Source organism: Bacillus sp. L_1B0_5 (assembly GCF_000836715.1).
In the GTDB taxonomy this organism is placed as follows: Bacteria; Bacillota; Bacilli; order Bacillales; family Bacillaceae_G; genus Bacillus_A; species Bacillus_A thuringiensis_S.
Genome location: NZ_JXIS01000050.1, coordinates 1 through 13,577, shown reverse-complemented (window position 1 = coordinate 13,577; position 13,577 = coordinate 1). Strand labels below are relative to the sequence as shown.

Genomic DNA, 13,577 nt, shown 5'->3' with positions numbered 1-13,577 from the left:
CGAAGGTTCGAATCCTTCATGGCTCACCATTTTCGCGGAAGTAGTTCAGTGGTAGAATACAACCTTGCCAAGGTTGGGGTCGCGGGTTCGAATCCCGTCTTCCGCTTTATTACTAAGGGGCCTTAGCTCAGCTGGGAGAGCGCCTGCCTTGCACGCAGGAGGTCAGCGGTTCGATCCCGCTAGGCTCCATCTAAATAGAAAAAGCTTACATCATATGATGTAAGCTTTTTTGTGTTTAAAAAGACAACTTTTATATTTATCGTTTAAAATGAAGAAAACGTAAAAATAAGGGATGAGGGATAATTGTGAAAGTTGTTATTGCATCTGATTCATATAAAGAAAGCCTAAAAGCTATAGAAGTATGTGAAGCTATTGAAAGAGGTTTTAGAGCAATTTTTCCTAATGCAAAGTATGTGAAAATACCGATTGGAGATGGAGGAGAAGGGACGGTTGAATCGCTTGTTGATGCTACAGGGGGGAGAATTATATCAATTAGTGTGACAGGACCGCTTAGAGAAAGTGTACAAGCTTTTTATGGCATGTCTAAAGATAAAAAGACAGCGTTTATTGAAATGGCAGCAGCATCAGGATTACAGCACGTGTCAGTTGAAAAGCGAAACCCACTTATTACAACGACAAAAGGAACAGGAGAACTTATATTACATGCGCTAAATCAAGGGGCGGAGTACATAATTTTAGGACTTGGAGGAAGTGCTACAAATGATGGTGGGGCAGGCATGTTAGCAGCTTTAGGAGTAAGATTTATAAATGACAAGGGTGAAGTAATAGATCCATCTGGAGGTACGTTACATTCGATTGTTGCTATTGATTTTTCACAAATGGACCCACGCTTAAAGGGGATAAAGATAGAAGCGGCATGTGATGTGGATAATCCATTAGTCGGAATGCAGGGAGCATCTTTCGTATTTGGGAGACAAAAGGGTGCGAATGTAGAGATGATGAAAGAGTTAGATGAGAATTTAAAACATTATGCGAATATCCTTAAAAGATATGTATCTTCTGATGTATCTGGAATACCTGGTGCAGGAGCAGCGGGAGGAATGGGAGCGGCTGTTATTTCAGTGTTAAAGGGAGATTTGCGGAGGGGCATTGAAATTGTATTGGATTATACAAATTTCGATAAACATATAGAAGGTGCAACTCTCATTATAACTGGTGAAGGTAGAATAGATGAACAAACTGCATATGGAAAGGCTCCTGTTGGTGTTGCGGGGCGTGCGAAACGTTTATCTGTACCTGTAATTGCTATTGGAGGGTCTGTATCATCTGATTATCCAGCTGTGTACGAGAAAGGAATAGATGCGGTATTTAGTATTACAACGAGACCGATGACACTAGAAGAAGCATATAAAGTAGCAGAAGAAAATATTGAAATGACAACGAAGAATATTGCAGCAGTATGGAAAATAGCGTCAGAAAAACACTTCTAAATGTAGGGGTGTTTTATTATTATTATTTAATAATAGTGATTGCGATTGTTTCATTAAGTTAACTTTATACATAGAATAGTCTTGGAATTTGATTTTCAACGTGAATATAAGTGAATAAATTGTATATCCATACAAAAAAATGTCGAGTTGAGTCAGACTATATAAAAGATTTAAAATATTTAGTGAAGGCATAAAAGGGGGATACTATCTATGAAAAAAGAAATCTCAGTTATTGGAGTTCCAATGGATTTAGGACAGATGCGTCGTGGAGTTGATATGGGACCGAGCGCGATCCGTTATGCAGGGGTAATTGAAAGAATTGAAGAAATTGGATATGACGTTAAAGATATGGGAGATATATGTATAGAGAGAGAAAAAGAAGTAGATGCGAATACAAAATTAAGAAACCTTACACAAGTTGCAACTGTATGTAACGAATTAGCAAGTAAGGTGGATCATATTATAGAAGAAGGTCGTTTTCCACTTGTATTAGGTGGTGACCATAGTATTGCTATCGGTACATTAGCTGGTGTAGCCAAACATTATAAAAACTTAGGTGTTATTTGGTATGATGCACACGGTGATTTAAATACAGAGGAAACTTCACCATCTGGAAATATTCACGGTATGTCACTTGCTGCAAGTTTAGGTTATGGACATTCTTCACTTGTAGATTTATACGGAGCATATCCAAAGGTGAAAAAAGAGAATGTTGTAATTATCGGTGCACGTGCGTTGGATGAAGGAGAAAAAGACTTCATTCGCCATGAAGGTATTAAAGTATTCTCAATGCATGAGATTGATCGTATGGGGATGACGGCTGTTATGGAAGAAACGATCGCATATTTATCTCATACTGATGGTATCCACTTGTCATTAGATTTAGATGGTCTTGATCCTCATGATGCACCAGGTGTTGGGACGCCTGTAATTGGCGGTCTATCTTATCGTGAAAGCCACTTAGCGATGGAAATGTTAGCAGAAGCTGATATTATCACATCTGCTGAATTTGTTGAGGTAAATACGATTTTAGATGAGAGAAATAGAACAGCAACAACAGCAGTTGCTTTAATGGGTTCTTTATTCGGTGAAAAACTAAAATAAATGTAAGAAAAGCAACTGAGAAGTTGCTTTTTTTATTTGAAAATAGGCGTATAATAATGACTTATATTATACTGTACGATAATAATGTTTGACATCTTACCAATTTGAGTTAAAGGGGGTTGTTTGTAATTGTTGTTTGTTTCATGTATGGTATAATTAACTAGTTGTTGGAAATACATACAGATAGAGCATAAAACAATATTTCAATATATGGATAGAATTGCTCGTAAGTAGGAGGAAGGGTTAGCATGCCTTTTGAAGATACGACCATTTTGAAATATCTTAGTACGGTATTAGATATTGCCGTTGTATGGTTTATTATATATAAGCTAATTCTCATAATCCGAGGGACGAAGGCTGTTCAACTTTTAAAAGGGATTACAGTTATTATTGTCGTTCGGATGATCAGTATTTTCCTTGAATTGCATACGCTATATTGGCTAACTGAACAAGTATTAACGTGGGGATTTTTAGCCGTTATTATTATCTTTCAGCCAGAATTGCGAAGAGCACTTGAGCAGCTAGGACGCGGGAGTTTATTTTCGCGTGTTGGAACTCATGAGGATGATGAACCTGAGATGGTTGCAACAGCGATAGCAAAAGCAACCGAATATATGGGAAAACGTAGAATTGGTGCATTAATTACTTTGTCAAAAGAGACCGGTATGGGTGATTATGTGGAAACGGGTATTCCGCTGAATGCAAACGTATCATCGGAACTACTTATTAATATTTTTATTCCAAATACACCTCTTCATGACGGAGCAGTAATTATGCAAGGAAGTACAATTAAAGCAGCAGCATGCTATCTTCCATTATCAGAAAGTCCGTTTATTTCTAAAGAATTAGGAACTAGACATCGTGCTGCAATGGGAGTTAGTGAAGTCACTGATAGTATTACAGTAGTTGTGTCGGAAGAAACTGGTCAAATTTCTTTAACGAAAAATGGCAAGTTGCATCGTGACTTGAAGACAGAACAGCTGAAGGATATGTTATTAGCTGAATTTAGTGGAAACGAAAAAACGACTTCTTCGTCTTTATGGAATTGGAGGAGAAAGCGTCATGGATAAGTTAATGGAGAATCATTGGTTTTTAAAAGGGATCTCATTACTATTGGCGTGTATGCTTTTTATGTCAGCGACGTTAACTGAAAAAAATACGACATCAGGTATAGTACCTTTCGCGAATGATGCGAAAGAAACATTAACTAATTATGGTATTAAGGTTAAGTATGATGAAGAGAAATATATTGTAAGTGGTATTCCGTCAGAGGGCGTTAAAGTGAAGTTAGAGGGCCCAAAAGCAGCAGTTGCTACAGCAAAAGCAAAAAAACAATTTGACATAACAATTGATTTGCGAGATAGTGCAAAAGGAACTTATGAAGTTTCTTTAAAAACGAACGGGCTTCCAGATGATGTGAAAGGAACAGTTCAGCCATCAACAATTAAAGTTACTCTTCATGAAAAGGCGAGAAAATATGTTCATGTAGATTTGAAATTATCAAATGAGGATCAGATGCCAGCGGGAGCTACTCTCGAAAAATCAAACCTTAAACCGGATACTGTTGAGGTAGTTGGGACGAAAGAAGAAATTGAAAGTATTTCATCTGCCAAAGCGTATGTTGATTTAAAAGGTGTTAATAAAACTGTTACAAAAACGCCCGAAGTTACATTATACAATAAAGAAGGAAAACGTTTAAATGTAAGAACAAGTCCATCTAAGATTAGTGTAACGTTGAATGTGGCAACGCAAACTACAGCCAATAATACTGAAAAAACTGTTCCTATAACATATACGAAAAAGGGGAGTTTAGCAGAAGGATTGGCAATTACAAATATTAGTGTTGAGCCAAAAGAAGTAACGATAGCAGGTCCAAAAGATATTTTGGATAATATACAATCGATAGAGGGGGTCGAAGTAGATCTTAGTCAATTGACAGAGTCTACAACATTCGATGCCTCTGTTTTATTACCCAAGGGTGTAACAAGCGCAAAACCGAATCAAGTGAAAGTTTCGGTGGGAGTGCAAAAAACAAAACAAACGAAAACAAAAACGATTGATGGTATCCCAATCCAAAAAAATGGACTTTCTAAAGATGTTACTGCTCAGTTACTTTCGCCGCAAGATGGAAAGATAAGTGTTGATATTTCAGGAGAAGCAAGTATAGTAGATAAAATAACAGCTGCTCAAATAACAGCGGTAATTAATTTGCAAAATATATCTCCAGGGACGAAAGATATTTCCATTCAAGTGAGTGGTCCTGGTAATATTTCAATAGAGTCAAAGCAAAAAAATGCTAAAGTTACTATTGTGAAAAAAGAAAAACCAGATAAAGAAGTACAGGGTAACGGTCAAGAACCGGATTCAAACACCAATCAAGAAAATCAAACTGAGAAACCAAAAAATCCTGAACCTAATCCAGAAAAGGAACAGGAAAATAATCAAAACCAAAATCAAGATAAAGATAAAGAAACTAGTCAAGAACCAACAGTAGATAACCATAATCAAAAAGAGCAAGAAAAAGGAGCGAATCATAATGGGTAAATATTTTGGTACAGATGGAGTACGCGGAGTTGCAAATAAGGAGTTAACACCTGAATTAGCTTTCAAAATTGGGCGTTTTGGCGGTTATGTATTAACAAAAGATACAGATCGTCCAAAAGTAATTATCGGTCGTGATACACGTGTATCTGGCCATATGTTAGAAGGAGCTTTAGTAGCAGGTCTATTATCAACTGGAGCAGAAGTAATGCGCCTTGGCGTTATTTCTACACCGGGCGTTGCTTATTTAACAAAAGCACTAGACGCACAAGCGGGTGTTATGATTTCTGCATCTCATAATCCAGTACAAGATAACGGTATTAAATTCTTTGGTTCAGACGGTTTTAAATTAACAGATGAGCAAGAAGCTGAAATTGAAGCTTTATTAGACAAAGAAGTTGATGAACTACCACGTCCAACAGGTACTAATCTTGGACAAGTGAGCGATTACTTTGAAGGTGGACAAAAATATTTACAGTACATTAAACAAACTGTTGAAGAAGATTTCTCTGGTCTACATATCGCTTTAGATTGTGCACATGGTGCAACTTCTTCTCTAGCTCCATACTTATTTGCAGACCTAGAAGCTGACATTTCAACAATGGGAACTTCACCGAACGGTATGAATATTAACGAAGGTGTAGGATCTACACATCCAGAAGTATTAGCTGAATTGGTAAAAGAAAAAGGTGCGGATATCGGACTTGCTTTTGATGGCGATGGCGACCGTTTAATTGCTGTAGACGAAAAAGGAAACATCGTTGACGGTGATCAAATTATGTTTATTTGTGCGAAGTACATGAAAGAAACTGGTCAATTAAAACATAATACAGTTGTTTCAACTGTTATGAGTAACTTAGGTTTCTACAAAGCACTTGAAGCAAACAATATTACAAGTGATAAAACAGCAGTTGGTGACCGCTATGTAATGGAAGAGATGAAACGCGGTGGTTACAACTTAGGTGGAGAACAATCAGGCCATATTATCTTACTTGATTACATTACAACTGGTGACGGAATGTTAAGTGCACTTCAACTTGTAAACATCATGAAAATGACGAAAAAACCATTATCTGAGCTTGCAGGAGAAATGACGAAATTCCCACAATTGCTAGTAAACGTTCGTGTAACAGATAAAAAATTAGCATTAGAAAATGAAAAAATTAAAGAAATTATTCGTGTTGTAGAGGAAGAAATGAACGGTGATGGCCGTATTCTTGTTCGTCCATCTGGAACAGAGCCACTTATTCGTGTAATGGCAGAAGCACCAACACAAGAAGTTTGTGATGCATATGTACATCGCATTGTAGAAGTTGTGAAAGCCGAAGTTGGCGCTGAGTAATTAGCTGAATTTATATGAAAAAGGAGCACAAAAAGTGCTCCTTTTTCATATGTTTTATAGACGATGAAAAAAATTTCATTGACGGTTTATCCATGTTTGTTATAAGATGGTCTTGTTCTTTTTCTCAAAGGAAATATTGTAAATTATAAAAGCGCCAGAACTACAAATAGTGTAGTTGACGAGGTGGGGTTTATCGAGATTTCGGCGGATGACTCCCGGTTGTTCATCACAACCGCAAATTTTTACTTAAATCATTAAGGTGACTTAGTGGACAAAGGTGAAAGTGTGATGAGAGAAGAGGAACGGATGAAAACTAGCTGTATAAGTATATACGGACTTAAACCCAATCGAGAGGAAGGTGAAAGCCGTTACAAGCTTACAGGGCTAGCAATATGTAATCCGTTTTTTAGTATAAATAAAAATGGTATCGGACTATGTCGTTACATGTTCGCAGAGCAGTGTAAGCATTTGTAACGGCGACTAAACATGTGTGGAATCGTAGGATTTATTGGAGAGCAAGATGCAAAGGAAATTTTATTAAAAGGTTTAGAAAAGCTAGAATATCGTGGATATGATTCAGCAGGTATTGCAGTACAAGCAGAGAACGGTGTTGTTGTATACAAAGAAAAAGGCCGTATCGCAAAACTTCGTGAAATCGTAGATGAGAACGTAGCAGCAAGCGTAGGTATCGGACACACACGCTGGGCTACACACGGTGTTCCAAGTAAAGTAAACGCGCATCCGCATCAAAGTACATCAAAACGCTTTACACTAGTTCATAACGGTGTAATTGAAAACTATGAATTAGTGAAAAAGGAATATTTACAAGATGTAACGTTCGTAAGTGAAACAGATACAGAGATTATCGTACAGCTTATGGAACAACAAGTGAGCACAGGATTAAGTGTAGAAGAAGCGTTCCGTAATACGCTATCTCTTTTACATGGCTCTTATGCAATCGGATTACTTGATGCTGAAAATCCAAACATGATTTATGTTGCTAAAAACAAAAGCCCGCTATTAGTAGGTGTTGGTGACAACTTTAATGTTGTGGCAAGCGACGCTATGGCGATGTTACAAGTTACAGATCAATTTATTGAGTTAATGGATAAAGAAATCGTAATCGTAACGAAAGAAAGTATTACAATTAAAAACTTACAAGGTGAAACGATTGAACGTGCACCGTTTACAGCGGAATTAGACGCAAGTGATATTGAAAAGGGAACATATCCTCACTTCATGCTTAAAGAAATCGATGAGCAACCACTTGTAATCCGTAATATAATTCAAAAGTATCAAGATGAAAATGGCGAAATTGAATTAAATCAAGACATCCGCAATGCGATTTTAGATAGCGATCGTATTTACATCATTGCATGTGGAACGAGTTATCATGCAGGTCTTGTTGGAAAACAATTTATCGAGAAGTTTGCAAAAATGCCAGTTGAAGTGCATGTAGCAAGTGAATTCTCTTACAACATGCCATTATTAACAGAAAGACCATTCTTCATTTACATTTCACAAAGTGGTGAAACAGCTGATAGCCGTGCAGTACTTGTACAAACAAATGAAATGGGTCATAAAGCATTAACAATTACAAACGTGCCTGGTTCTACGCTTTCTCGTGAAGCTGATTATACACTTCCGTTATACGCTGGACCAGAAATTGCAGTTGCATCAACGAAAGCTTACACAGCACAACTTGCAGTACTTTCAATTTTAGCAGCTGATATTGCTAAAGCAAAAGGTGAAGTTCTTGATTTCGATTTAACACACGAACTAGGACTTGTAGCAAATGCAATGATAGAACTTTGTGATCAAAAAGAAGAAATGGACGCATTAGCAAAACAATTTTTAGCGACAACGCGTAACTGTTTCTTCATCGGACGTAGCGTAGACTTCTACGTAGGATTAGAAGGTGCGTTAAAACTAAAAGAAATCTCTTACATTCAAGCAGAAGGATTTGCTGGAGGAGAGTTAAAACACGGTACAATCGCTTTAATCGAAAATGGTACACCAGTTATCGCACTTGCTACACAAGAGCACGTAAACCTTGGAATTCGTGGTAACGTGAAAGAAGTAGTAGCACGCGGAGCTAACCCATGTATCATCTCAATGAAAGGCTTAGAAATGGAAGGAGACAGCTTCGTATTACCAGCTGTACACGAAGCACTAGCACCGCTAGTAGCAGTTATTCCATTCCAACTTATCTCATACTACGCAGCACTTCACCGCGAGTGTGACGTTGATAAGCCACGTAACTTAGCTAAGTCTGTTACTGTTGAGTAGAGGTTGGTAGGGTAATAAATATATGAATCGGTACCCCTTTAGATATTGTATCTAAAGGGGTATTTTTTATTGAAAAAGAAAATCTAAAATTGGTAGGTGAATAGAACCCTATAGATTAAATTTTTACTTTATCAGATTTACTTTTATTTATCTGAATTTTCCGCTATCATTTTAAGTATGCGTGAACAATTTTCTTTATTATGAAGAGAAGAGACGATAGATTCATGGACATTATAAGGGGGCTTATTATATGGAAGTGAAAGCAAAAACATATTTAAGTATAGAAGAGATTATTTCATTACCGACCTTAGCGAGTACAAATATAAGTGATGATGGCAAAAACGTAGCATTTGTAAAGAAGACAGCTAACTGGGAAGACAATGCGTATAGAAATCATGTATGGATATATGAGAAAGATAAAGGGCAGAGTTACCCACTAACAAATGGAGATATAGATAGTACACATCCATTATGGTCTCCAGATTCTAAGACTATTGCATACCTTAGCCCAGGTGGGGACGGGGCTAATACAAATCAGATCTTTGTTAAGTCAATAGACGGTGGTAGTGAGGTTCAAATTACGAATGAGAAGGATGGAGTTAATACATTCAAATGGGAGCCTACTGGTAAAGGTTTTTATTATATTGCACAGTCAAAAGAATGTGAGGGCATAAAGAAACGTAAGGAACTATATGGAGATTTCCACCATGTAGGTAAGGAACATCGAAATAATTGTTTATACTACATTGAGATAGAAAAGGTAATACAAAATGATAAAGAGGAACGCGAGATTAAAGGTGTTTATCAACTAACGGATGGTAAGGATTTTTATATACATAACTTTGATATTTCAAATGATGGGAAAAAGGTTGTATGTATGGTTACACCAAACTTAAACGATTATATGAATAGTGATCTATACATATTAGATGTTGAAGCTGGGGCACTACAAAAGATGAATATAAATAAGTTGTTAGGAGCAAGTGTCTGCTTTTCTCCTGAGGGCGATAAAATATGTTACGCAGCAAGCATAAGAGAGAAGGATTACTATAGAAACCATATACAAGATAGTACATTAGAGATATATGATATGAATACGGGAGAGGTAATTCAACCTTTAATAAATTTTGATAGTACGGTTATGCCATTACAGTGGACGGCTAAAGGGATTTTAATTAGATGGCAGGATAAAACGAATTACCGTATTGGATTGCTATGTGAGAATGGCACTGTGGAAATGCTAAACGAACCAGTAGATGGGTTTATAATGGATGCCGCTATAACAAGGGATGGCAATCATATAACATATACTAAGGCTATAACAAATGAAACCTTTGAAATCTATTTTGATGATAAAAAAATAACGAATGAAAATAGCTTTTTCGAAGGAAGGCTTAAAAGTAACAGAGAAATCATCTCATGGCAAAGTAGTGATGGTCTTGAAATAGAGGGTGTTCTATCAACTCCAGTAGAGTTTGAGGCAAATAAAAAATATCCCTTATTAGTAGTAATCCATGGTGGTCCGAATTGGGCGTCCTTTCCGATATTTTCAGACTGTTTTAATGAGAAATATCCGATTGAACAGTTTATCGAAAAAGGCTTTATCGTTTTAGAGCCAAACTATAGAGGGAGTTCTGGTTATGGTAATGAATTTTTAAAAGCAAACTATAGAAAACAAGGAATTGCTGATTATGATGATGTTATATCTGGAGTGGATGCAATAGTTGAAAAAGGGATTGTAGATAAAGATAGAGTAGGAGTTATGGGATGGAGTAACGGAGGATATATATCAGCTTTCTGTTCAACATTTAGCAGTAGATTTAAAGCTATTTCAGTTGGAGGCGGAATTACGAACTGGAGTACCCATTATGTAAATACCGATATCCCTTACTTTATTAGCATGTATTTAGGAAATGCTCCATGGAATGATCCAGATATATATAAGAAAACATCACCAATGACATATATTAAATCGGCCTGTACTCCTACCTTAATCCAACATGGTGAAAAAGATGCAAGAATTCCGACTGCAAATGCATATGAGCTATATCAAGGATTAAGGGGTATGGAAGTTGATACAGAATTAATTATATTTAAAGGAATGGCATATAGTCCTAATCAGCCGGGAATGAATGTAGCTATTATGAAACAGAATTTGATGTGGTTTTCCCATTATATTCTTGGAGAGAGTATGGAGGGTTTTAGAACTTTATAATGGATATTTGTACAGGATATACATAAGGTTGAAACAGTCTTCATATTGAGATGATTTATTATAAAATATATACTTAAACTACTATCAGTACACACATCAGGGAGGACTAATATGACAGGAAATAAAAATGACTTACTAGTAGAAAAACGTGAAGAGTTATTGAAAGTATTGCAAGCTCGTTTTGAGAAAAACATGAACCGCCATGAAGGTCTTGAATGGGCTAAAGTTGAAACGAAGCTGACTACTAATAATGAAAAATTGTGGTCACTTAACGAAATGGAAGTAACTGGCGGTGAGCCGGATGTTGTCGGTTATGATGAAGAAAAGGACGAATATACTTTCTATGATTGTTCAAAGGAGAGTCCTAAAGGCCGCAGAAGTCTTTGTTATGATCTTGAGGCGTTAGAATCAAGAAAAAAACATAAACCAGAAAATAACGTTATTGATGTTGCCAATGCTATGGGCATTGAACTATTAACAGAAGAACAATATCGGGAATTGCAACAACTTGGGGATTTTGACATGAAATCATCAAGTTGGGTACAAACACCTTCAGATATTCGAGAACTCGGTGGTGCTCTATTTTGCGATTATCGCTTCGGACATGTTTTCGTGTACCACAATGGAGCAGACTCTTACTATGCTGCCAGAGGTTTTCGTGGCTCGTTAAAAGTTTAAATTAGGATAAATAAGAAAAAGAGCCTATACTCAGGCTCTTTTTCTTATTTATATTTTAAAAGTAAACTGTTACTACGCAGTTTTACTTAATTTATATGTTCCGTGGTTATTTTTACGGAAAAGTTTAGGGAAAACATAGCCATCTAATCCAATACGTCCAGCGTTTTGCCCTGCAACTAAAATGAACATAGTCAAAATAAGTAGGTTTGGGTTTACACTAACAGTTCCGCTTAATAAAAATGAAAGATTCATTATGATTCCGAAAAATGCAGCTGTTTTTGTTAATCCGCCTAAAATTAAACCTAGACCTACTAAAATTTCTCCCCATTGAACTAAAAAGCTAAATAGGTCTGCGTTTGGAAGAACAAAATGTTGAAGAAAATCTGCCCACCAACTTTGTACTGCAGGGTGGTCACCTGATGCTTGAGCAATAGCACCCTTTAGAAAACCACTTGCGTCAAAAGATTGTCCGAAGACTTTGCCTATCCCAGCAGCGAGCCATGTATATCCTATGTAAAGCCGTAATAATAATAATATGAAAGTAGCACGTTTATCAGTTCTTAAAAAATTGATAACCATTGAAATCCCTCCAATATTGTATTTACAAGTTTATTATATATCCATTGTGAAAAGATTCACAATGGAGGAAATGTGAACGAATATATGTTGTGAGTAATTGTTTTATTTTTTGTAACATTTCATCTTTTTTGATAGACTAATAATAGAGATATATCAAAAGGAGGCAAAGACTAGATATGTGGATGAACTTGTAATGATTAGAAACTACTAGATAGATAAATTTTGCTCTCATAAGCGAGGGTTTATTTAGTTATCTGTAAATCATTCAAGGAATGCATATTTGGCTTGTACATCCCTTTTATAAGGATAGATGCCTATTTTATGTATCTGTCTTTTTTGTGGGAAAGTTTATATCTCTTATATAAAATATGCGTCCTTTAAACTTGGAGGAGTATATGATGAACCAATTAAAAAATAAAGTAGCAGTTGTTACAGGCGTAAGTCGTCTAGATGGTATAGGCACAGCGATTTGTAAAGAATTAGCTGGAGCAGGATACGATATATTTTTTACGTATTGGACAGAGTATGATAAAGAGATGCCTTGGGGCGTTGATAAAAATGAACAAATACAATTAGAAGAAGAGCTATTACAAAACGGTGTTAGAGTATCGAGCATGGAGTTAGATTTAACTCGGAATGATGCACCGAAAGAGCTTATAAATAAAGTTACTGAACAATTAGGGTACCCTTATATATTAATTAATAATGCAGCATATTCTACGAATAATGATTTCTCTATGTTGACTGCTGAAGAATTAGATAAGCATTATATGGTGAATATTCGTGCGACTACATTGCTCAGTAGTCAATTTGCCCGAGGATTTGATAAGAAATCTGGTGGTAGAATTGTTAATATTACTTCGGGGCAATTTCAAGGTCCTATGGCAGGAGAACTAGCTTATGCGACAACGAAGGGAGCTATTGATGCTCTTACTAGTACGTTGTCAGCAGAGGTAGCTCATTTAGGAATAACAGTGAATGCAATTAATCCAGGACCAACCGATACAGGATGGATGACTGAAGAGATAAAACAAGGGTTAAAGCCGATGTTTCCTTTTGGCAGAATTGGTGAGCCAAAGGATGCAGCTAGACTCATTAAATTTTTAGTAAGTGAAGAAGCTGAGTGGATTACGGGGCAAGTTATTCATTCAGAAGGTGGATTTAAAAGGTAAAGTGAAACTTTAATCAGTGGGGGGTTCATCCCCCACTGATTATTAGTTGAACCAATCGGGCTTTTACGGGCAGTGAATCCCCCGCCTAACTTTTTTGCTTCCGCTGAATTTTGAGGCGGGATCTTACTGCCCGTTAATGCGGGATAAAAAGAAGGTATCTCATCCTAGTGAGATACCTTCTCAGAGTGTTGGGAAACCCTTTAGGG

11 protein-coding genes and 2 tRNA genes are annotated in these 13,577 nt (G+C 36.6%); 12 read left to right on the top strand and 1 reads right to left on the bottom strand.

The window, feature by feature from the left end; genetic code table 11:
* Positions 1-34: 34 nt before the first annotated feature.
* The 11 genes from RT27_RS17670 (at position 35) to RT27_RS17620 (ending at position 11,620) form a co-directional block, all read left to right on the top strand.
* Positions 35-106: transfer RNA gene (locus RT27_RS17670), tRNA-Gly, on the top strand.
* Between the two features lie 10 nt (positions 107-116).
* Positions 117-189: transfer RNA gene (locus tag RT27_RS17665), tRNA-Ala, on the top strand.
* 116 nt (positions 190-305) lie between these two features.
* Positions 306-1,451, top strand: coding sequence for a glycerate kinase (locus tag RT27_RS17660; protein ID WP_043936823.1), 1,146 nt, complete (start codon positions 306-308; stop codon positions 1,449-1,451).
* A gap of 210 nt (positions 1,452-1,661) precedes the next feature.
* Positions 1,662-2,555: an arginase gene (rocF, locus tag RT27_RS17655; RefSeq protein WP_043936822.1), complete on the top strand. Its 894-nt coding sequence runs from the start codon at positions 1,662-1,664 to the stop codon at positions 2,553-2,555.
* Between the two features lie 248 nt (positions 2,556-2,803).
* Positions 2,804-3,625, top strand: a complete 822-nt coding sequence (cdaA, locus tag RT27_RS17650; RefSeq protein WP_016084011.1) for a diadenylate cyclase CdaA — start codon at positions 2,804-2,806, stop codon at positions 3,623-3,625.
* A complete protein-coding gene (locus RT27_RS17645; RefSeq protein ID WP_029441428.1) occupies positions 3,618-5,099 on the top strand; it encodes a CdaR family protein in 1,482 nt (493 codons plus the stop codon). The genes cdaA and RT27_RS17645 overlap by 8 nt, the downstream gene beginning before the upstream one ends.
* A complete protein-coding gene (gene glmM, locus RT27_RS17640; protein WP_000521479.1) occupies positions 5,092-6,438 on the top strand; it encodes a phosphoglucosamine mutase in 1,347 nt (448 codons plus the stop codon). The genes RT27_RS17645 and glmM overlap by 8 nt, the downstream gene beginning before the upstream one ends.
* A gap of 288 nt (positions 6,439-6,726) precedes the next feature.
* Complete coding sequence (locus RT27_RS17635; protein WP_001206405.1) at positions 6,727-6,912, top strand: hypothetical protein; 186 nt, start codon at positions 6,727-6,729, stop codon at positions 6,910-6,912.
* Between the two features lie 12 nt (positions 6,913-6,924).
* Positions 6,925-8,727: a glutamine--fructose-6-phosphate transaminase (isomerizing) gene (gene glmS / locus RT27_RS17630; protein ID WP_016084009.1), complete on the top strand. Its 1,803-nt coding sequence runs from the start codon at positions 6,925-6,927 to the stop codon at positions 8,725-8,727.
* Between the two features lie 250 nt (positions 8,728-8,977).
* Positions 8,978-10,942: a S9 family peptidase gene (locus tag RT27_RS17625; RefSeq protein WP_043936821.1), complete on the top strand. Its 1,965-nt coding sequence runs from the start codon at positions 8,978-8,980 to the stop codon at positions 10,940-10,942.
* Between the two features lie 111 nt (positions 10,943-11,053).
* A complete protein-coding gene (locus RT27_RS17620; RefSeq protein ID WP_016084007.1) occupies positions 11,054-11,620 on the top strand; it encodes a DUF4256 domain-containing protein in 567 nt (188 codons plus the stop codon).
* Between the two features lie 72 nt (positions 11,621-11,692).
* Here the strand turns inward: RT27_RS17620 and RT27_RS17615 are convergent, their stop codons facing one another.
* The gene (locus RT27_RS17615; protein ID WP_000236367.1) at positions 11,693-12,199 is read right to left on the bottom strand and encodes a DoxX family protein; all 507 of its coding nucleotides are present in this window, start codon (positions 12,197-12,199) and stop codon (positions 11,693-11,695) included.
* 395 nt (positions 12,200-12,594) lie between these two features.
* Here RT27_RS17615 and RT27_RS17610 point away from each other — a divergent pair, with 395 nt between their 5' ends.
* Positions 12,595-13,371 carry an SDR family oxidoreductase gene (locus RT27_RS17610; RefSeq protein ID WP_029441432.1) on the top strand — a complete coding sequence of 259 codons (777 nt, stop codon included), beginning with the start codon at positions 12,595-12,597 and terminating at the stop codon, positions 13,369-13,371.
* Positions 13,372-13,577 lie beyond the last annotated feature (206 nt).

Excerpts from the sequence above, each read along its gene's own strand:
- rocF (WP_043936822.1), top strand. The coding sequence starts at position 1,662 with ATGAAAAAAGAAATCTCAGTTATTGGAGTTCCAATGGATTTAGGACAG.
- RT27_RS17625 (WP_043936821.1), top strand. The coding sequence starts at position 8,978 with ATGGAAGTGAAAGCAAAAACATATTTAAGTATAGAAGAGATTATTTCA.
- glmS (WP_016084009.1), top strand. The coding sequence starts at position 6,925 with ATGTGTGGAATCGTAGGATTTATTGGAGAGCAAGATGCAAAGGAAATT.
- RT27_RS17635 (WP_001206405.1), top strand. The coding sequence starts at position 6,727 with ATGAGAGAAGAGGAACGGATGAAAACTAGCTGTATAAGTATATACGGA.
- glmM (WP_000521479.1), top strand. The coding sequence starts at position 5,092 with ATGGGTAAATATTTTGGTACAGATGGAGTACGCGGAGTTGCAAATAAG.
- RT27_RS17610 (WP_029441432.1), top strand. The coding sequence starts at position 12,595 with ATGATGAACCAATTAAAAAATAAAGTAGCAGTTGTTACAGGCGTAAGT.
- RT27_RS17645 (WP_029441428.1), top strand. The coding sequence starts at position 3,618 with ATGGATAAGTTAATGGAGAATCATTGGTTTTTAAAAGGGATCTCATTA.
- RT27_RS17620 (WP_016084007.1), top strand. The coding sequence starts at position 11,054 with ATGACAGGAAATAAAAATGACTTACTAGTAGAAAAACGTGAAGAGTTA.
- cdaA (WP_016084011.1), top strand. The coding sequence starts at position 2,804 with ATGCCTTTTGAAGATACGACCATTTTGAAATATCTTAGTACGGTATTA.
- RT27_RS17615 (WP_000236367.1), bottom strand. The coding sequence starts at position 12,199 with ATGGTTATCAATTTTTTAAGAACTGATAAACGTGCTACTTTCATATTA.